The following is an 18,919-nucleotide window of genomic DNA, read 5'->3' on the forward strand; positions in this document are numbered from 1 at the left end:
CGGGGCATATCGCCCCAGTCTCACCTTTATTATTCTTCTGCCTCTTCATCCACCACATTCTCTAGATCAAGCGCACCTTCTTGAATCTTATCTTCAACAAAGCGCTGCATTTCTGCTAACCCTTCATCAACATCAATCTCACCATGAACCATATCTGCTGCGTACATATCTACAGCTTCAGCTACATACGGATAGTGACGGTACGTATAGATGTGTAAGGAATCTGTTTCTTCTTCAGTAGACGTGAAGAAGGATTGTAAATAATTTTCGTATTCAGGACTTTCTGCTACATCCACACTTGCTACAATTTGTCCGGCTTCCGCCCATTCAATAGAGTTGGCTCTCATATACTCTAGAAATTCACCAATGCCTTGTTCCTTCTCATCTGTCCGATCCTCACTTGTTAATAAAGCAAAGAGGTGAGAAGATGCTCGATTGTGGAAGTTCGATGGATCAAAGGCATACGTGTTGGTTACTCCGTAGTTTAAGCTCTCAACCTGTGAGTGCCCAATAGAGCTCCACGTTCCATCCGTTGAAAATAGTACATTCCCAGACTGAAACATCAGATATCCGTCTTCCCCATATGGTGTCATGATTCCAGCCTCTGATAATTCCTTAATCGCTTCAATTGCTTCCTTCATCTCAGGCGTGTTAACCGTTGGATTCCCTGCCTCATCTTCAATGTCTCCATTTAAATTTTGAATTTGAGCCAATACAACCCAACCTAATAGAGAGTCATTTAATACATAATCGCCTTCATCTAACTCCCCTTGTAATGAAAGCATCTCATCAAACGTCACTACATTATCATCTAGAAAACTCTCTACTCCGTATTTAGCAAGTAAATCTTCGTTGTAATACATCGCACTACCATGAATGTCTAAAGGAATCGTATACTGCGTCCCGTCTACTTCTCCGGCTGTCCACGCTTCCGTTAAATAATTATCTTCTTTTAACTCCGACTGCTGTCCCATAATGGTTGTCATCGGTTCAAGTAGATCCTGATCCACAAAGTTTGGAACACGATCTGCGTGAATGATGGACAAGTCTGGAATTCCGTTCCCTGAATTCAACACTGTATACATTTTCGTGTACATGTCAGAGGTAATAACGTGATTCACCTTGTACTCAGGATCGGTTTCGTTGTATTCCTTTACAAGCGCATCCATATTGGCCCCGTCATCACCAGTTAAAGGTGTCCAAAACTCAATCGTAAACTCATCATTCCCACATGCCCCCAAAAGCATTGTTGCTCCAAGAACAGCAACCAGTCCAGTTACCTTTTTCATTTTTGTAACTCCCCCCATTAAAATATGATAGCGCTTTCAGTAAGTATAAAAAAAAACGAATTTACTACTTATTCTATACGCATATATAAATAAACCTAGTACCTTTTATTTATATTTGTACGTATAACTTATTTTTGATTATAACGATTGTTTCTTTTCTTAGCAACATAAATATGGAATTTTTCATACAATTGTATTCGACATCAAGCTGCAAAAAACGCAGAGAAATGTATCCTCTGCGCTTTTTTGCCTAATTCATTTTTGTGCCCCATAAGGCTTCTCCATCCTTAGATGTGAGTGTAAATGTATGCACATATGCAGCCTCATTTGGATTATATTGCGTCAAGAAGACTCCTTCATAGGTGGTCCCCTCTAAATTGATCTCCGCTCGGTTATGACCCATGCGTTTCCATGCTCCAGTCCGATCACCAGAGATTTTATTGTTCTTTTCCAACGTTACTTGGAGTGGTCGATTAATCTCTGCGGTTAATTCTGTTCCATGTTCTATTACTTGATAATCTCCAATTAACTCCTGACGTCCAACACTCTCTTCAACCTCTCCTGCATGTCTGTATGGAGAAACAACAGGCCATCCTTCTTTATTCATAAAGAACTGGTGAACTCGTAATTGATGCATTTCGCCGCTATCTGGGAATCTAGTATGAAAGACTACAAAGCGTTCATTCGTTTCAGAATCAACATAAATGGAGTTATGTCCAGGAGATAGATAGCCTGAACTTGTATCTCCCTCGTCAAATTGGAAATTCGCCATCAGTTTATTTCCGATTCCCTCATGGTCCCGACTTCCAACCTTGTTACGCACTGTCCCATCATCTAAAGACTCTGGAAATACCGCTGCTTGACCGGACCCATCTACATACGGACCATTAGGTGATTCAGAGCGAAAGACTCTCATTTGGTATCCACCTGTTGAACTTAATCCACCATACGTTGTAAACAAATAATAATAATTCTGTTCCTGGTCGTAGTAGACGTAAGGACCTTCGATTGAGTGACCATAGCCCCCTGCAATCTTTGTACCAAAATATCGATCAATCATTCGCCCGTCTTCTGTTGTTCCGTCCTCACCGGGGTGGATAGGTTGACCAGTCACCGAATCTACTTCTAATACATAAATTCCACCTGCCCAAGAGCCATAAGTCATCCACAAAGAGCCCGACTCGTCGAAAAAGAGATTTGCATCGATCGAATTTGTGAACAGGCGATAATTGTACCCACCGTTCTCTGTGAACCATTCTGGATTCGGTTCTTCTAACACACCTTCATCAATTAAGTCCGGTATATTTGTATTCTCCCAATTTTTATTCACATCGCTGTTTGCATCATACGCATCGTCTTCATGAAATCCTGAATACATGATTGTATCTACGTACTCAAAAGGTCCATCCATATCCTTTGATACTGCATACCCGATAGCTGAACGAATGTACGTAGAAGACACACTATAATACATCATGTACGCACCCTTTGATCCATCTTCGTTTACATAATGCTCATTCCAAATGACCTCAGGAGCCCAGACAGCATAACCCCCGCGACTATCTGCGTCATTCTCCCCCGCCCACTCAAACGATTCTGCTAAATTAGATGACAGGTCCCCATACATGGTGTTGCCTGGCGTAGTATAGCCATTCGTATAATTCTCCCAGTTAATCAAATCAGTCGATTTCGCGCCATCAATATGAGAACCAATCGCATAAAACGTGTCTCCTTCCTTCACAATAGAAGGATCGTGAACCGTGGCATTCTGAAATTGAATTTCCTCCGTTGTCTTTTGCGTCATTGCAGCCCCTCCGCTCTCACTATAGAAACCAACCGTCAACAAACCCAGAGCTAAAGCACCAGCAGCATAACCAATTTTACGAGGTACTCTCATCAATCAATCTCCCTTCAAGATTTTTTGATAACGCTTACATTAATATGCTAACATGTCGGTCTTATACGTACAACTATATAAGAAGTTTAGAAAATAAAAGCTATGGTTATGGTTTGATTGATCAAAAGGTAAAAGAAGATGTAGCAAGCCTCCTAGAAAAGACTTGTTACATCTCCTTTTTGATTATTGAAGTGCTTACTTTTGATTGAATCCGCTCCCTCTTCGTCGATTCCGCACTCTCTTTGTTGATTCTCTCCTCTCTTCGTCGATTCCGCCTTCTCTTTGTTGATTCCGCACTCTCTTCGTCGATTCCGCACTCTCTTCGTCGATTCCACACTCTCTTCGTTGATTCTCTCCTCTCTTCGTTGATTCCGCTCTTTCTTCGTCGATTCCGCACTCTTTTCGTTGATTTCACTCTCTCTTCATCGATCCCACTTTCGCACTCCAACACATGCCTCTAAACAAAATACCTCCTCCCCGCCTTCCTCATCACAACAACACCCAGCCAACCTCCAAGCAACAAGAGCCCCAACGAACCTGCCCATCCTGCTGGCCGAATTCCAACCCATTCCGCTGAGATTCCGACCATCATGGTCAAAACAATAATCATCAAAGCTTCAGCCAATCCAAAGATACTGCCGAAGCGTCCCATCATGGCTACAGGAATTTGATTTTGATAAAAGGTCAAGAATCCTGTGCTAGCGAAAATCGAAGCAAAGTCCATAATCCACACGGCAACTGCCGCACCGAGAAAGCCTTGCGAGCTATAATATAAAAGATAGCCCACAGCAGCTAAAACAGAGCCAAATCCAATCAGAAAATGCAGCTTCAATTTTTTCACAAATAGTGTGTTAATGATTGTCCCAGCAATAATACCTATCCCAAATATGGCTAGTAAAAATCCATACGTGGAATCTGATAAAAGAATCACTTCCTTCGCAAAGCCTGCTTCTATTGAATCAACGGCAGTCATCACAAAGATCGTTCCTGCGAATAGTAAATAGACTTTAACAATGTATACCGATGATTTACTAAACAACAGAACGGTATGAAAATCACTTTTAATCAACTTCCATGTGAGCGGCTCCGCTTTTTCTTCATTCGCTGCTTCTACATTAGGCAAAAGCATAATAACCCCGGCTGAAAGCAGTAAAGCCACCCCATTTACAATAATGGCTGTGTCGGTTGAACCTATCCAGAAGAGAACGCCTGCGATCATTGGTCCGAGAAGTGTTCCGCATGAGTTAATAAATCCTCGAAGTGCGTTAAACTTCTGACGGTCGCCTTCTGGAATCAGCTTTGTCATAATGACCATCGACGTTGGTTCAAAGATGGCTGTTCCCATGCACACAACCAGCGCAATCAAATAAATAAGTGGTAAAGATGGCATTAGAGGTATGCAAAAAATACATAAGGCTCTCCCTATATCTAACCAAATCATCAGGTGTCGAGTATTAACCCGATCAATCACACTCCCAGCCCATGCATTTGAGAATATGGTTGCAATCGGTCCGAGAATATAAAGAAGTCCAACAGCTAGAACCGAACCCGTTTCATTTAATACAGTAAGGTTTAGGGCAATTAAGTACACCCAGCCTCCGATATTTGAAATCCCAATGCCTCCCAGTAATAAAAAAAGAGTTTTCCATTTGCCCAATGACACCGCCTCCTTTTTATTTGAAAACCCAAATAAAAAAACTCACCCCCAAAACATACTTGTTTTGGGGGCGAGTATCCGTCGCGGTGCCACCCCATTTTGCTTCTTTATTACTAAAGAAGCCTCATCAGGTACGGCATGGCGAAAAGCCTGCGATACCTTATCTCTATAACGGGAGAACCCGTTGCACCATCAGGAATAGAACAATCCATCCGATACACAGCTCCAAGACTTGGTTCAGCATGTTTCCTCACCCCTCCTTCTCAGCTACCGGAGGTCTCTGTATATGGTTCCTATGCCTACTCTTCTTTTCATTGCTTTTGATGTGGAATTTCTCATAATATTATCCTTTTATTGGTTGGTTGTAAAGAGTTACTTCTCTCTAATTCGTGATACACTAAACAAAAAAGTAAGTGAGGGATCCCTTTGTCCAAACATCGTATCTATACAACAAGCGTTGCGAGTGTCTATCCTCATTATGTAACTAAGGCCGAGCGAAAAGGACGTACCAAGGAAGAGGTCGATGAGATTATTCGTTGGTTAACTGGCTATACGCAAGACGAACTTGAAGCGATCATTGAAAATAAAACAGATTTTGAAACATTCTTTGCGGAAGCAGATAAGATAAATCCTTCGAGAGAGTTAATTAAAGGGGTTGTCTGTGGTGTACGTGTGGAGGATATTGAAGAGACCACCATGCGTGAGATTCGTTATTTAGACAAGCTGATTGATGAGCTTGCTAAGGGTAAAAAGATGGAGAAGATTTTGCGAGCATAATGCTCATGGATGAACCTCTTGCCTGATCAAGAGGTTTTTATTTGTACTCTTTCTTTATTTATGTTAAAAATATAGTGATCACTCAATATAGAGGTGAATAGAACAATGAGCAAAAAAAGAGAAGCATTGCTTACAAGTGCAGAGCAATTATTTTATAAAAATGGCTTTCATTCTATTGGAATAAAGCGAGTGCATGAAGATGCTGGCGTATCCCTGATGACGCTCTACAACCATTTCCAATCAAAGGAAGAGCTTATTTTAGAAGTTCTAAGAAAAAGAGAGGAAAGATACTTCGAGCTTCTTAAAACCAACTCTCCTACTATTTTATCAATTGCCACTGCACATCTGGACTGGCTTCAATCTCATCAGAATGGCTGTTTGTTTTTACGTGCAAAAGAAGAGTTCCCAGGAAAAAATCATATGATTTGTCAGTATGTGATTAACCACAAGAATCACTTGATTTCGTTTATTGAAGGTTGCGGATACTCTGCTAAAGATTCGTTTCGTTTAGCCTTGTTGCTGGAAGGGGCTACAGCGATGTCAGAAATTCATGACACCAATCAAGTCCGTGAAGAAACGTTAAGAATGATTGGGTCGATTTTTCAACAGTAAACAACCCTTAACTCGTTGTTTACTTTTTCTTTCACTATAAATTATAGTGATCGTTCTATATAAAAGGAGATGATGACTGTGTGGAAGCTATTGTTTCCCGGTATTGCAATGATAGCCATTACGTATTCATTTGCTCGATTTAGTTTTGGATTATTTCTCCCTTCTATTACGGATAGTCTTGCTTTAACAGAAAGGCAGGCTGGTATATCAAGCTCCTCTGCTTACTTTGCCTATACCCTTGCCTTGTTAACCTCTTCATCCTTTATTCGCACATTCGGGCAAAAACGAGTCATTCAGTTTGCTGGACTTACTGCAGTGATCGGGTTGTTGTTGATCTCTAGCTCCTATCATTTTCTTGTGCTTACAAGTGGAACATTTATTGCAGGATTAGGAAGCGGATGGGCCTCTCCTGCATTTAGTCAGGTGGTCGTAAGTTCTTTAGAGAAAAAGGAACACGATAAGGGAAACACGTGGATTAACAGTGGCACAAGTTTTGGCCTTATTGTTTCAGGTCCAATTGCATTACTATTAACGGACCAATGGCGACTTGCATTTGCTTTTTTTGCTTTCGTAGCACTCATCGTGCTCATTTGGAACTCGTTTATCATTCCAGTTAAAAAGTTGGAGATTTCTAAAGTGAACCTTTTCAAGCGTTCCGTTTTCGTTAAAGCAAAATACTTAATGATTGCCTCACTTATAATGGGAATTGGTTCCTCTATATTTTGGACCTTTTCCAGAACGTACCTAACTGATCAATACAGTATGGGTCATCAAGAAAGCTCATTCTTCTGGGTTATCATGGGTATCTCAGGAGTAATCGGAGGTGTTGCAGGCGTAGTGATCTCCAAGCTAGGACTTCGAATGTCCTATTTGTTTGCTGTTATGGTTTTAGCAGCTTCTATGTATCTCATTACAAGTTCCTCTGCACCTTCCATTTACCTATCTGCTGTCCTGTTTGGTATTTCATACATCTTTCTGACCGGCTTGTTTATTGTCTGGGGTTCAAGGGAGTTTTCTAACATGCCTGCACTGGGAGTTAGCATTTCCTTTTTATTACTAGGGGTGGGGCAGACTGTTGGATCCGCTATTGCTGGAGAATTAATTCAAATGACTTCCTTTTCATTTAGTTTCATCATCTTTTCCATCATCTGTTCACTTGGCTTACTTGTTCCCGTAAAAATAAGTGACCTACAAAACTAAAGGGAGAGCTTCGTTTAAGCTCTCCTTATCTCTTAACTAAGTCAGATCGTAGCATCCCAAACACAACACTATCTGTCCACTCGCCCTTATTCCAATAATCTTGAATAAAATGGGCTTCCTTCCTCATCCCCACTCGTTCGCACAACCTAAACGAAGCTTTATTTCGCGCATCTAAATTAGCCTGTATTCGGTGAACACCGTTTTCTATGAATAGCTTTTGTATCAGCCCATGAACTGCTTCACTCGCGTATCCCTTCCCACCAGCCGATTGCGCAAAACTATATCCAATTTCAACCGTATCTTTCATACCGGTGTACCACACGGATAAATCACCAATCACTTTAGTCTGATTGACAACCGCTAAGCTTAAGGGCTTTTCATCTGTCAGTATTTGATTGTTTAACTTTTTCTTAAAATGAGCTTGTTTGTCTTCTTCCGTCCAGGCAGAATGCAGAAGGTATTGGCATGCTTCTTCATCCGAATAAATATGAAAAACATCCTCAAAATCTTCATCTTTAAATGGTCGAATTTGTAGCCTTTCTGTTGTAAATATCATCATTTCACCTACTACCTTTCTCACTTCTTTAATACACCATCTATCTTATCATCTTTAAATCATTGAAAACGATTGCAATATTACTCTAAGCTGTTAAACTGTACTTAGTTAACCTACTTTATTAAGTGGATTATTAAGTTTAAATGTCAAAGGAGGAAATAAAATGAACACGTTGTCTCTAACCTCTTGGAGCTTAAATCGAGTGCTCGGACCCTTACATTGGACGAAATGGGATGAAGAAAATCAAACGATTATCACTGAAGTGTCAACTCAGCCAGAGATTCACACCTTATTGGAGCTTCCAGGACTTTTGTCCGAAAAAGGATTTGACGCTATGGAGATTATTCATCCTCACTTTCCAACTATCGATGATGAATACCTTCAAGCATTACGCTCGGCCGTGGAGCATGCGGGTATTCGTTTTGATACACTCCTACTTGACTATGGAGACATATCAAGTGAAAACCCGATAAGGCTTAAAGCAGATCTTGCATTTATCAAGAAATGGATTAGAGTTGCTTCTAAAGTGGGAGCAAGTCATATTCGAGTAGTAGGTGGGGAAGCTCATCCGGATAACAAGGAGCGACTAGCTTTTGCTGCCGAGCAGTTAACCCATTTAGCCGAGTATGGTAAAGAAAACGGTGTTCATGTGATTACCGAAAATTTTCATTCCTTAGCTTCAACGGCTGAAAATTGTTTGTATTTAAATGAACAGTCTTCTATTAATGGGCTCATTTCAGATTTTGGTAACTTCTCTGCTGAAAATAAGTTATCCTCACTTCGAAAAACGGTTCCACATAGTACATCCATTCATGTGAAGGCTCAGTCAAATCGTGATGGAACGATGGATAAAGCTGAGTTAATTCATTGTCTAGATGTTGTTTCAGAGTTACAGTATTCAGGGCCCCTCACACTTGTTTACGATGGACCTGGAGACATGTGGGAAGGAATTGCCGAAGTTAGAAAAGTGGTTTCATCGTACTTATAATCCAAACGAACCGAGGCCGGGATAAAACTAAGATCAATTAGAAAATGGCGAATGATTCGATCGCAGAATCATTCGCCATTCGTGGTTTTATTTGAACAAGTGAGGGATTCTCCTGTAGCGGATTTATTGTTATGTTCGTGTTTTACTCGCTTCATCAATGTTATGTTTCGGCCTCGTTCAATTATTTCATATATATTTCAATCCAAAAACCACCACTACAATGACTGATTGTACTAAAACGGCTCCCATCTTCAAATGATCTTTTGCTACTTGCACTTGCCATTCTTGGATAGGGAAATGGACGGGAAGATATCCAACTTGGTGTAACCCTTGATTAAATTGGACCGAATTAAAGTAGAGAGATAGCGCCAATAAAGGAATGAGAACGATCATGTTATTCACAAAAAAGGTGAGTAGACCCATGACTAAGATGACACGAACAAAGTGCCTCCCCACTTCAGTTCCTCTGATTGCAGATCGTAGTAAAAAATAAACCATTGGGTCTTCTTTTTTCTCAAAAAACCATAATGGTACGAGATTCCAAGAACGTGCAGTCGACTTTACATCTATCACACTACTTAAAAGCAGCATAGCAAGTCTTACGCTTCGCTCCTCAGAAGCGATCAACCTCTGCCAGGAATGAATCGGAAAGATGAGATGTTTATGATAAAGAATGCCTATAAGTAGAATGCCCACAACAGCTATCACGACGAATAGTGAAGGAGCTTCCAGCAAAAACAAAAAACTAACAATTAGACTAAGGTGATATACAAAAGATAGGAGAGTGGGTCTTTTTGAACTGATGCTTATCATAAGGGTAAGCGAAAGGATATGCAGCATCCCTACTAATTGCACAAGGACAAATAAAGCCATGAATTCTCCTATCCCCAAAGCATAGACATAGTACAGAAACACGGTGAATACAGTAACTTTTATACTTTGTATACCGAGATTAAAAGCAATAATGCAGCGAAAGTAATTGCGCATATGCATGATTCTAGGAGCCAGATAAACCTCATCAAATTGATTGATAAAGCTTATGATTCCTTTGTTAAGTACAAAAAGAAAGAAGATTCCTGTGAGGACGATTGAATGATAATAAGATTCATAGCTCTCGTCTCTTAAAAACATCACCACTACATACATAAGGAGCATTGCAAAAGGAATCACACCAAATACACCACTATGACTGAATGCCTTTGTCAGTAGCTTCATACTTTGTCGCATAGACTGCTGATACCGTTCAATAAATAACTCTTTCATTCTGCAGCCTCTGTGAGCGAGAAAAATAGTTCTTCTAAATCAGACTCATTAAAATCCTCTGGACGAAGATACGACCGATCACTATAACGCAGCTGCCTTCCCCTATGTAAAACAACGATTCTATTACATAAATGCTCTGCAATCGTTAACATATGTGTAGAAATGATCAGACCACATCCTTCTTCTTTAAGTCTAATTAGATCTTCTTTGAAGAATTTTAATCCTTTGGGATCAAGCCCCATAAACGGTTCATCGATTACGAGATAGGTTGGATTTGAAATTAGTGCACTAATAATTGAGACTTTCTGCTGGGTCCCTTTTGATAATGCATGAGGATATTTGTTTAAGTGAATCCCTAATGAATATCTATCAATTAAATGGTTTAAATAATCATCCTCTTTAAGTTGATAAACCTTCTTTATGAATTGAAAATGTTCATTCATTGTTAGGTTCGGATACAACTCTGGCTTATCAGGAATGTGAGCAAGTTTCTCTCTTTGGCTCATCCAATCTTGTTTATCAATGGTGATCTGTCCGCTGTGAGGTTTTAGTACGCCTGTCATGTGGCGGATGGTTGTGCTTTTTCCAGCACCATTTAATCCGATTAATCCAACGATTTCACCGGGTTGAATATCAAATGTGATGTCTTGGATGATCTTTCGATTCAGATACCCCCCACTCACTTGGTTTATGCTCAACATGATCGTACCGACTCCTTTATATTCATCTCATCACGTTCTATTTATTTCAGAGTTACGCATTCTCATTCTATCTAGAAACTTCTAGATTTGATCACTAAGCTCCTTCTTTATTCGCTATCTCCTGAGGTAATCATTGAAACTTACATATAAGATGATATAATAAATATACTTAATTAAGTTCATTTATAAAGTATATTTGAGGGGAGATTTTCTAATGATTAAATTGGTTGTCACAGATTTAGATGGAACATTCCTTAACAATCATCACACGTTCAACAAAGAGTATTTTGTAAAGGTTCATGATCAGCTAAAACAAAAAGGAATACTATTTGTAGCATGCACAGGAAAGCAATGTGAACGTGTTGAAGCCCTGTTTGAGGGTATTGGTGAGGACATTTGGATTTTAGGGGACAGTGCAACAAGAATTAAAAAAGCGGGTCAGGTTATTAAAGATTTTACAATTGAGCGTGAGATTGCAATGCAATCAATTGATCAAGTTGGAGGATTTGCATCTGGTTTATCCATTATTGTTTGTACGAGACACGCCGCCTACGTTCACTCTTCTATTGATGAGGACGCATACAAAATCGTAAGAGGCTCATATGAGAAAGTCATAAAAGTAGATCATTTTAATGAGATCGAAGGAGAAGTTTTAAAAATAACAGTGTATGATGGGAAAGGGAGAAGCTCTCAACTACGAAAACATGTTGAATGTTCCCTACTTAACCAAATCTACATTGTAGATTCAGAAGCAAACTGGTTAGACATTACTGCATTAGGGGTTCATAAGGGAGAAACCGTGAAAGCGATTCAGTCCATGCTTGGTGTTACGAAAGAAGAAACCGTTTCCTTTGGTGATGGAGAGAACGATGTTGAGCTTATGGATATTGCATCTTACAGCTTTGCCGTAAATAATGCATGTGAGAATACCAAGAAGGCAGCACAATATGTTATGAAGCTTACAAATGATCAAGACGGGGTCTTGCACACCATTGAAGCTTTATTAAATCTTAACGAATAGGAGGAGGATAACATGGAAGCAGTCTTAATCATCCTTCAAGGTCTATCCTCCCTATTCTTCATATGTGCGACGGTTCTACTGATGGGTTTCGTGTCCTTACGGTATGAAAAACGTCACTCTAATGATTAATCAGTATGTATTTAGCTTTTAATACTTATTGTTAGGCGGTACACCTATGAAACGTTTAGTTTGGTTAGCCTGTTTTGCCTATTTACTAACAGGCATTGGACATATCATCCTAGGAAGTGTGCTAGAACCATTAATTGATCATTATGATGTGACCTATAGCGATGGTGGGCAACTCATTATGAATCAATTCTTTGGGTTTCTGATTGGAGTTCTTTTCACCCCATTCCTTATTAAGAAATGGGGAAGAAGACTGACGCTCCTGCTCGCCATGACCCTCTTTGCGACTGTACAGCTTTCACTCTATTCCTTAATTCCGTGGAACTCACTTCTTATGATTATTCCATTTAGTGGAGCCGGGTTTGGGATGATTGAAACATTACTCGCTGGTATGATCGTTGCTGAGCTTAAAGAGAAAAAGGCTTCTATCATGGTCCTGACAGAATTATGTTTTGGAATCGGGGCTTTAACCATCCCACTAATTGCTGCTTTCTTAATCGCTACAGGTGAATGGAATTCAATCTTCTTATTTGTTTCGATTCTAGTTAGCATTAGCTTCTTCTTATGGTTGTTTGTTAGAGTTGGTCAGTATGAATACATTCTTCGGAAAAAGCCTGAGATGCCTTCAGGTAGTCAGACGGTTAAAAAAACGTATACAAAACCAACACGTCCTTTGTTAATCCTGGGATCGATCTTTTTCTTTTTATATGTTGGACTCGAAATGACGTTCCCTAATTACTTACCTACGATTATGGCAATGACATCAGACCTCTCAAATGCAACAGTTGCACTTAGTATTACAGTCTTCTGGGGGGCCATGACTGTTGGGCGGTTACTGATGATCTTTATCGTCAATCGCTTTAGAATTTGGAACTTATTTATGGGAATGGTGGTCGGTCAGATGCTGAGCATAGGGATGTTTGCTCTATCTCCAAATGCTACATTCAGTTTCATCGTAATCTTTATTGCAGGCATTCTCATGGGAGGTATTTTTTCATTAGGACTTCTCGTTATTAATGGTGGCATCCCTGGTTTAGAGGACCGGACGACTAGTATTCTCATCGCCATGGGCGGCCTGGGTGGTGCATTACTCCCTAAGTTTGCAGGGAACTTGTTAGATGAATACCCAGTCCATGTGACTCTATGGTTTATGTTTGCCTTTTCTGTTGTGATGACCATTCTTCTTTTCTTCATCCATATCTCTTACAAAAAGTTGAATCTAGAAGAGCCTGCTGAAGTAATTAAAAAGACCAATCCAAAAACCCTTCAAATGTAACATCTGAAGGGTTTTCTATATTCCCCTATAAAGGATAGGGTGTATTCTCATTAGCCAGCCAGCGTAAGCCTGCGGTCATACTCTCTTGGAATTTAGTATCGATCAAAATGGTAGGTTCGTTTGGATGTTGACGTAGGTGTCCATTTCTCTCTAATGCATCAACCACCAGATCCTCTGATAAGTGGATTGATGAAATGACAATGAAATTAGGAGCAAGAGCCGCATTGTAGAAAGAGATTACTTCTGAAATGGCATCAACCAATTCTTGATCTGTTTGCGGTGGGTTTTTATCCATTAGAAATGGTAGGTATTTCCCCTCTCCAGCTAGCCCTAAATTCCCTTCAATCAACGTATGATTACTAAAGATCGTAATCCCTGGAGAACTCTCTTTAGGAAAATAGATCCCAACGATGGTTCCTGCCAACTCCTCGTTACACCGAATAAAATACCCGATGGTCGTAAGGTGTGCATCATTTTGAATCGATATTGGGACATCTGTATGCCTTGCTAATACCTCTTTAATACGCCATCCAGTAAATTGTTGCCCCCAACTGGATGTGACCTCATCTTGAAACACCTTCCCAGGGATAGATAATGCAATGTTATCGACTGTTATATCGCTATCATTTAAACAATTTAATATGGCGTCAATTAATCCGTCTAGTGACACCTCTGTATAATCCATCAACCACTCATGCTTTTCTTCTCCATAGAGATTAACAACCTTAGCTACAATGCATAAGTTCGATCGGTTGTTTTGAATAGAAAGTAACAACGAATGAGTATGATTTGCGTTAAATACATACTCGATGGCTGGCCTGCCCATTGGCGGTTGAATGACCTCTCCTTCCAGAATGACGTGATCTTCTAGTAGCTCCTTGATTAACGAATTAGTCGTCACAACACTTAGACCGGTTGCTTTCCCAATTTCCGAAGCAACCATTTTTTGGTTAGTAAACATAATGCGTTTGACTAGGTCTAGGTTCTGTTTACGAATCATATTTGTACCCACTTATTAATGCCTCCACTGTTTTTATCACATGACTCCGTTTTTACTCTTCCCTCTATCATACATGAGTTTTCGTCATATACCCATCTACCTTACAAATAAACGCAAATAGTTTCGTAATAAAAGGTTCATCCGAGTAGATTTGGGAAAACATGCTATGTAGGTATCAACCTAACAACCGTGAGGAGGATATCTATGATCCTACTTTTCGAAAAAGAGCTGTTTCATCGTGAGCTTAGCTTTCTCAAACGATTACGGGTGAGAGCGCGTGAAGATTGCCCCTTATTCGCCGTAAGCCTTGATGAAGATATTTATCAACTCGAAAAAGCTCTAGAGGAGATAAACGTAGAAGGCAATAAGTAGTTCATCCTGTCAAACAACGTTTAAGAAAACAGAAAGACGGAGGTGTCTATGATTAACACTATTACTAACAAAGAACTTCTATTCAAAGCATTAGACTATACGAGAGCCGGTGTATTAATCACAGATCCTCAGCTAGAAGACAATCCGATTATATACGCAAACCAAGGATTCTATGAGATGACAGGATATTCAACATCAGATATTCTTGGTCAGAACTGCCGTTTTCTCCAAGGAGAAGAGACCGATCAGAGTGAAGTACACAGACTGCGACAAGCCATTAAAGCGAATGAATCTTGTTCGGTCACTCTGTACAACTATAAAAAATCGGGTGAAGGCTTTTGGAACAGTTTAACGGTTGACCATTTGTATGTCGAGGAGGAAAAGAAACATTTCTTTATTGGTGTACAAAAGGACGTGACACGAGAGAAAGAGATTGAACGAGAGCTACTCGGCTCACAGCAAGAGATTGCGAGCCTTGCCTGTCCGATTGTTCCCGTATTTAAGGGTGTAGCCGTCCTGCCGTTAATCGGTAAGGTTAATCAAGAGCGCTTTAACCACATTTTAACTGTCACAACAGAAGAAATTGTAGAGCGCAGGCTAACAACCATCATTGCAGATTTGTCTGGTGTCACCAATGCTAATGACTTCCTTCTAGCAGATTTAATAACGCTTAAAGACGTCATACGTATGCAAGGGGCTGACCTGATTATCACGGGAATGTCTTCATCGATTGCGATGGATATTCTACAGACGAAGGATCTGCTTTATAATAACCTGCAAACTGCTGGCTCTGTTCAAGAAGTCGTTCAAGCCTTAATTGAACAAGAAAACAACAAGAAACTCGACTGAATGTATAGTCGAGTTTTTTTACAATTTGCATCTATTCTTTTTTAGATAAGGGATAAAATGAGTTTCCAGACACCTTCATTCCTATAACGTCCTCCAGACAAGCAGCCTCTTCCTCACTCACATCAATTGATAACAAATACTGAGCTTTTGAAAGGGTCTCTTCCATCTCTTCAGTGGAGCGTTCTATGCAGCTAGATAACACCTGATTATTTCCAGTAGAACGCTCGTAATCAATGATGTATCGAATATAGTCTGAGCTATAGACGTTGGACGTATCAACTACTAAGAAGGAGTCTTCACTTGTAGCCGCAGCTGTTTGTTTCACCTCATGGTAGACTTTGTGCAAATCGGTTCGTAATTCAGATGCATTAACTGGAGCAGCAATCCCATTACCCAAATCACTTCCTACTGCAAAAAGAAAGATTCCGACCATGATCACACTAAGTATTGTCCTTATCTTTGGCGTAACCGCTGTTAACGTAATGATGGCTTGCACGACAAGAAGAAGACTAATAAAAAGAACGACGCTATTCATATATCGGTTAAACCCTGCAAGTCTAATCGCCTCAGCTTCTGGCATTAAGAAAAAATACATCGTAAAAAGCATGATGACATAGAAGCCAAGAAATCCTACCGAAAAGGCAATCGTCTTTAGCAAGGAGGTAGGAGGTTTCTTTTTTAAAAACCAGATCACTATCACGACTAAAAGAACGGCTATGAAGCTACTTAGTAGTACTCGCGTATTAACCAGATCCCATTTAATCAGCGCTGTCCCCATTTTCGGTAGGAACGCTTCGACAAACTCCGGGGTTTTTGAAGGATTCAGAAAGGTATTCCGATTCATCGCAAATTTGTTTACAACTTCATTCGCAGGATACGCTTTATCTACGTATCGTTTCCATAGGAAATCAAGTATAAATGGAGTGACCCCTACAACCAAGCCAATGACCACGAGTGATTTCTTCTTAAACCAGTCTCTCCTGGAACCCTTTTTCTCTAAAAGTACATACATAAGTATGTAGATGAGTATTGAAACAAAAAAAAGCTTTCCACTATCTTTTGTCAAAACGAGCAAACTAGTAAACGGCACAAACGTTATAAGGAAGCTCCGCCTATCTTTCTGATAGAGGAGAAAGGCAAAAACAGAAGCGGCAGCGATGTACCCAAGCAACGGATCGACTAGTAATTCAAAGAAGTTATGCTTGGCCGATGAATGAATAGCGACCGTAATCCCAAGCAGGGATAGGAGCGCAATAGGCTGCTTCCATGAAACAAAAACAAAGGGTACACAAAGAAAGGCCGACATCATAAAAACATGACCAATGAATGCAATCGGCTCCGAAAAGCCAACAATGTGTACAAATAAAAATAAAAAAAGTGCCGAACCTGGTGGATAGTTCGTGAAGCCAACCATTGTTGAGTAGTCCGGCAGCCCACCAATACGTTCCATCTCTTTGACGACTAAACCCCAATGACTAAAATGGTCATATTGAAAAAAGAGCGTGTCTTTAACGAGAATGGAACCCACTACAAAAAATAGATAAAAAAAGACAAGTCCCGGAGACAGAAAAGAGCGAAGTGCATCTCGATCTCTGCGAATCAGGAACAAGCCACCTGCTAGCAAAATGAATCCTCCAATTAAAAGGAACCAACTCATATGCGGAAGGAGATTTAGCAGTCCTGATAGGAACAAAAAGACAACCGCAATGGAACAAACAACCGCTGGTGCTATGGCAGAGTGAATCCGATACCTGACATGAAGCCATAACACATAGCCGGTCAACGCAAGAATAAGAACGAATACACTAAGCAACGTTACGAGCATGTTCCGGTCCTTTACTTGCAAACACCCAAATCCGTTGAACGAAGAAGCTTGCTACAAATAGTAACGAATCGACGACCATCTTAATGATCACTGCATTTCCACTTGTATAGTGAAAAATGAGAAAAACAAAGCCAGCAGATAAAGACATCTGAACCACAGCTAAACTGTAATATCTAACTGCGCTTGGGAACGTCTTGGTATCTGTTCGGAACACCATTTTACGATTTAACACGAAATTAAAGATAGACGAAAGCACTCTTGATCCAACTGTCGCCACGATCACGAAACTAGTAGGTAACAAAGGTCTTAATATCAAACCAAACAAAGCAAACAACCCAATATCAATTAAAAATGAGAATACTGAAATGATCGCAAATCGTAAAAAGACATAATAGATTTTAATGGAATCAATAATTGGGTTAAAGTGAGACGATTCATTTTCATCTATATAGATCGTATCAATGGAAACCTCTTGAATGTTTCGTTTAAACGATCGACATGCAAGAATCATCTGCATCTCATATTCATACCGCTCACCCGTAACCTTAAGGAGGTCATTCAAAAAAGTAGCTGGAATCCCACGTAAGCCGGTTTGCGTATCTGAGATCTTCATACCCGCTGTAAACTTAAGTACCGATTTGGTTACCTTATTTCCGAAACGACTGCGTGCAGGGATATTATCTTCATCAAAATTACGGACGCCTAATATTAAATCAGTTGGGTGTTTTTCCAGATGCATAGCTACTTTCTGAATATCTCTTCCGCTATGCTGACCATCGGCATCAGCTGTCACAACGCCAATTCCTTTAGACTTCGATGTCATAAAATAAGAAAAGGCTGTTTTTAACGCTCTACCCTTCCCTTTGTTTACATCGTGGTTTAAAACTGTACACCTCTGAAGCTTTTCAATCGTTTTAAAGATCGCTGATTTAGCTGGACTACTTCCATCATTCACAACGATAATTTCCGCAAAATTATACTGTAAGATATTTTTAATCGTTGTCACTAGTTTCTGATCCGGTTCATAGGCCGGAATAACAATCGATACATTCGAAGGACCCACCTCATGCAACTCCTCATATACTAAAGTAATTGAATTGAAATTAACGATAGTATACAAAAGAAAGAATACAAATTGCGGTAATTTACTAATACTTAACATTATTAACAAAATGAATAAAAAAACGAGTGAATTGATGCTAAAAGGGTAAAACGCTAAGCTACTCTAAACCGTAAACACCGACCGATTAAAAGAATAGTTCATAAAACCAACGTATGCCTACATAGAGTACCCAGAATATATAGATAACGTATGTAACAATTGCACAGATTCTTAGGATGTTACTATCTGCTTTTTCCGCATCAGAAAAGGCTACCACTGCTAATGCGAAAATAAAGTATGTAGAATTTTGATCATCAGCGAAATAAGCATACGCCAGTAGAATGGATAAGATAAGAAAACATAATCGAGATCGATCTGTATGTTTATCTAATTGAAATGCTGTCATGG

The 18,919-nt window shown here is 39.9% G+C and carries 18 protein-coding genes and 1 other annotated feature; of the genes, 8 read left to right on the forward strand and 10 right to left on the reverse strand.

All coding sequences use genetic code 11. From position 1 onward, the window contains the following. Positions 1 to 29 precede the first annotated feature (29 nt). The 3 genes from ACQKKO_RS08160 to ACQKKO_RS08170 form a co-directional block, all read right to left on the reverse strand. A complete protein-coding gene (locus ACQKKO_RS08160) occupies positions 30 to 1,289 on the reverse strand; it encodes an extracellular solute-binding protein (RefSeq protein WP_498646061.1) in 1,260 nt (419 codons plus the stop codon). A gap of 250 nt (positions 1,290 to 1,539) precedes the next feature. Beyond that, the gene (locus ACQKKO_RS08165) at positions 1,540 to 3,186 is read right to left on the reverse strand and encodes a glycoside hydrolase family 43 protein (RefSeq protein ID WP_498646063.1); all 1,647 of its coding nucleotides are present in this window, start codon (positions 3,184 to 3,186) and stop codon (positions 1,540 to 1,542) included. 457 nt (positions 3,187 to 3,643) lie between these two features. After that, the gene (locus tag ACQKKO_RS08170) at positions 3,644 to 4,843 is read right to left on the reverse strand and encodes an MFS transporter (RefSeq protein ID WP_498646065.1); all 1,200 of its coding nucleotides are present in this window, start codon (positions 4,841 to 4,843) and stop codon (positions 3,644 to 3,646) included. 63 nt (positions 4,844 to 4,906) lie between these two features. Continuing rightward, positions 4,907 to 5,167, reverse strand: a binding site (T-box leader). 102 nt (positions 5,168 to 5,269) lie between these two features. On the opposite strand from ACQKKO_RS08170, the gene ACQKKO_RS08175 reads away from it, so the two are divergent. The 3 genes from ACQKKO_RS08175 to ACQKKO_RS08185 all read left to right on the forward strand — a co-directional run bounded on the left by ACQKKO_RS08175 (position 5,270) and on the right by ACQKKO_RS08185 (position 7,432). After that, positions 5,270 to 5,620 carry a DUF2200 domain-containing protein gene (locus ACQKKO_RS08175; protein ID WP_498646067.1) on the forward strand — a complete coding sequence of 117 codons (351 nt, stop codon included), beginning with the start codon at positions 5,270 to 5,272 and terminating at the stop codon, positions 5,618 to 5,620. A 105-nt stretch (positions 5,621 to 5,725) separates the two neighbouring features. Then, complete coding sequence (locus tag ACQKKO_RS08180; RefSeq protein WP_498646069.1) at positions 5,726 to 6,232, forward strand: TetR/AcrR family transcriptional regulator; 507 nt, start codon at positions 5,726 to 5,728, stop codon at positions 6,230 to 6,232. 78 nt (positions 6,233 to 6,310) lie between these two features. Beyond that, positions 6,311 to 7,432 carry an MFS transporter gene (locus ACQKKO_RS08185; RefSeq protein ID WP_498646070.1) on the forward strand — a complete coding sequence of 374 codons (1,122 nt, stop codon included), beginning with the start codon at positions 6,311 to 6,313 and terminating at the stop codon, positions 7,430 to 7,432. 25 nt (positions 7,433 to 7,457) lie between these two features. Here the strand turns inward: ACQKKO_RS08185 and ACQKKO_RS08190 are convergent, their stop codons facing one another. Continuing rightward, entirely contained in the window at positions 7,458 to 7,988 is a 531-nt protein-coding gene (locus ACQKKO_RS08190; protein ID WP_498646333.1) for a GNAT family N-acetyltransferase, read from the reverse strand. A 163-nt stretch (positions 7,989 to 8,151) separates the two neighbouring features. On the opposite strand from ACQKKO_RS08190, the gene ACQKKO_RS08195 reads away from it, so the two are divergent. Further along, the gene (locus ACQKKO_RS08195) at positions 8,152 to 8,976 is read left to right on the forward strand and encodes a sugar phosphate isomerase/epimerase family protein (protein ID WP_498646072.1); all 825 of its coding nucleotides are present in this window, start codon (positions 8,152 to 8,154) and stop codon (positions 8,974 to 8,976) included. Between the two features lie 186 nt (positions 8,977 to 9,162). Here ACQKKO_RS08195 and ACQKKO_RS08200 read toward each other — a convergent pair whose 3' ends face one another. Next, entirely contained in the window at positions 9,163 to 10,239 is a 1,077-nt protein-coding gene (locus ACQKKO_RS08200; RefSeq protein WP_498646075.1) for an ABC transporter permease, read from the reverse strand. Beyond that, complete coding sequence (locus ACQKKO_RS08205; RefSeq protein WP_498646077.1) at positions 10,236 to 10,940, reverse strand: ABC transporter ATP-binding protein; 705 nt, start codon at positions 10,938 to 10,940, stop codon at positions 10,236 to 10,238. The genes ACQKKO_RS08200 and ACQKKO_RS08205 overlap by 4 nt, the downstream gene beginning before the upstream one ends. A gap of 214 nt (positions 10,941 to 11,154) precedes the next feature. Between ACQKKO_RS08205 and ACQKKO_RS08210 the strand changes: the two genes are divergently transcribed. Together ACQKKO_RS08210 and ACQKKO_RS08215 are read left to right on the forward strand one after the other, a co-directional pair. After that, complete coding sequence (locus ACQKKO_RS08210) at positions 11,155 to 11,961, forward strand: HAD-IIB family hydrolase (protein WP_498646079.1); 807 nt, start codon at positions 11,155 to 11,157, stop codon at positions 11,959 to 11,961. Between the two features lie 175 nt (positions 11,962 to 12,136). Continuing rightward, on the forward strand, positions 12,137 to 13,363 hold the full coding sequence (locus ACQKKO_RS08215) for an MFS transporter (protein WP_498646082.1): 1,227 nt from the start codon (positions 12,137 to 12,139) through the stop codon (positions 13,361 to 13,363). Between the two features lie 25 nt (positions 13,364 to 13,388). Here ACQKKO_RS08215 and ACQKKO_RS08220 read toward each other — a convergent pair whose 3' ends face one another. Then, positions 13,389 to 14,375, reverse strand: a complete 987-nt coding sequence (locus tag ACQKKO_RS08220; RefSeq protein ID WP_498646084.1) for an ROK family protein — start codon at positions 14,373 to 14,375, stop codon at positions 13,389 to 13,391. 192 nt (positions 14,376 to 14,567) lie between these two features. On the opposite strand from ACQKKO_RS08220, the gene ACQKKO_RS08225 reads away from it, so the two are divergent. Further along, on the forward strand, positions 14,568 to 14,735 hold the full coding sequence (locus tag ACQKKO_RS08225; RefSeq protein WP_498646085.1) for a hypothetical protein: 168 nt from the start codon (positions 14,568 to 14,570) through the stop codon (positions 14,733 to 14,735). A 48-nt stretch (positions 14,736 to 14,783) separates the two neighbouring features. After that, entirely contained in the window at positions 14,784 to 15,584 is an 801-nt protein-coding gene (gene ytvA / locus ACQKKO_RS08230; protein WP_498646087.1) for a YtvA family blue-light photoreceptor, read from the forward strand. A 31-nt stretch (positions 15,585 to 15,615) separates the two neighbouring features. Here the strand turns inward: ytvA and ACQKKO_RS08235 are convergent, their stop codons facing one another. The 3 genes from ACQKKO_RS08235 to ACQKKO_RS08245 all read right to left on the reverse strand — a co-directional run bounded on the left by ACQKKO_RS08235 (position 15,616) and on the right by ACQKKO_RS08245 (position 18,917). After that, a complete protein-coding gene (locus tag ACQKKO_RS08235) occupies positions 15,616 to 17,409 on the reverse strand; it encodes a hypothetical protein (RefSeq protein WP_498646089.1) in 1,794 nt (597 codons plus the stop codon). Further along, on the reverse strand, positions 17,390 to 18,472 hold the full coding sequence (locus tag ACQKKO_RS08240) for a glycosyltransferase (protein ID WP_498646091.1): 1,083 nt from the start codon (positions 18,470 to 18,472) through the stop codon (positions 17,390 to 17,392). The genes ACQKKO_RS08235 and ACQKKO_RS08240 overlap by 20 nt, the downstream gene beginning before the upstream one ends. Before the next feature lie 184 nt (positions 18,473 to 18,656). Then, the gene (locus ACQKKO_RS08245) at positions 18,657 to 18,917 is read right to left on the reverse strand and encodes a hypothetical protein (protein ID WP_498646093.1); all 261 of its coding nucleotides are present in this window, start codon (positions 18,915 to 18,917) and stop codon (positions 18,657 to 18,659) included. Positions 18,918 to 18,919: the final 2 nt, after the last annotated feature.

It is taken from the genome of Alkalihalobacillus sp. NPDC127517 (assembly GCF_050276055.1).
Taxonomy (GTDB): domain Bacteria; phylum Bacillota; class Bacilli; order Bacillales; family Bacillaceae_D; genus Alkalicoccobacillus.

Coding starts and splice junctions, on each gene's coding strand:
- ACQKKO_RS08210 (WP_498646079.1), top strand. CDS start 11,155: ATGATTAAATTGGTTGTCACAGATTTAGATGGAACATTCCTTAACAAT.
- ACQKKO_RS08245 (WP_498646093.1), bottom strand. CDS start 18,917: ATGACAGCATTTCAATTAGATAAACATACAGATCGATCTCGATTATGT.
- ACQKKO_RS08235 (WP_498646089.1), bottom strand. CDS start 17,409: ATGCTCGTAACGTTGCTTAGTGTATTCGTTCTTATTCTTGCGTTGACC.
- ACQKKO_RS08190 (WP_498646333.1), bottom strand. CDS start 7,988: ATGATATTTACAACAGAAAGGCTACAAATTCGACCATTTAAAGATGAA.
- ACQKKO_RS08180 (WP_498646069.1), top strand. CDS start 5,726: ATGAGCAAAAAAAGAGAAGCATTGCTTACAAGTGCAGAGCAATTATTT.
- ACQKKO_RS08215 (WP_498646082.1), top strand. CDS start 12,137: ATGAAACGTTTAGTTTGGTTAGCCTGTTTTGCCTATTTACTAACAGGC.
- ytvA (WP_498646087.1), top strand. CDS start 14,784: ATGATTAACACTATTACTAACAAAGAACTTCTATTCAAAGCATTAGAC.
- ACQKKO_RS08200 (WP_498646075.1), bottom strand. CDS start 10,239: ATGAAAGAGTTATTTATTGAACGGTATCAGCAGTCTATGCGACAAAGT.
- ACQKKO_RS08195 (WP_498646072.1), top strand. CDS start 8,152: ATGAACACGTTGTCTCTAACCTCTTGGAGCTTAAATCGAGTGCTCGGA.
- ACQKKO_RS08160 (WP_498646061.1), bottom strand. CDS start 1,289: ATGAAAAAGGTAACTGGACTGGTTGCTGTTCTTGGAGCAACAATGCTT.
- ACQKKO_RS08165 (WP_498646063.1), bottom strand. CDS start 3,186: ATGAGAGTACCTCGTAAAATTGGTTATGCTGCTGGTGCTTTAGCTCTG.
- ACQKKO_RS08225 (WP_498646085.1), top strand. CDS start 14,568: ATGATCCTACTTTTCGAAAAAGAGCTGTTTCATCGTGAGCTTAGCTTT.
- ACQKKO_RS08205 (WP_498646077.1), bottom strand. CDS start 10,940: ATGTTGAGCATAAACCAAGTGAGTGGGGGGTATCTGAATCGAAAGATC.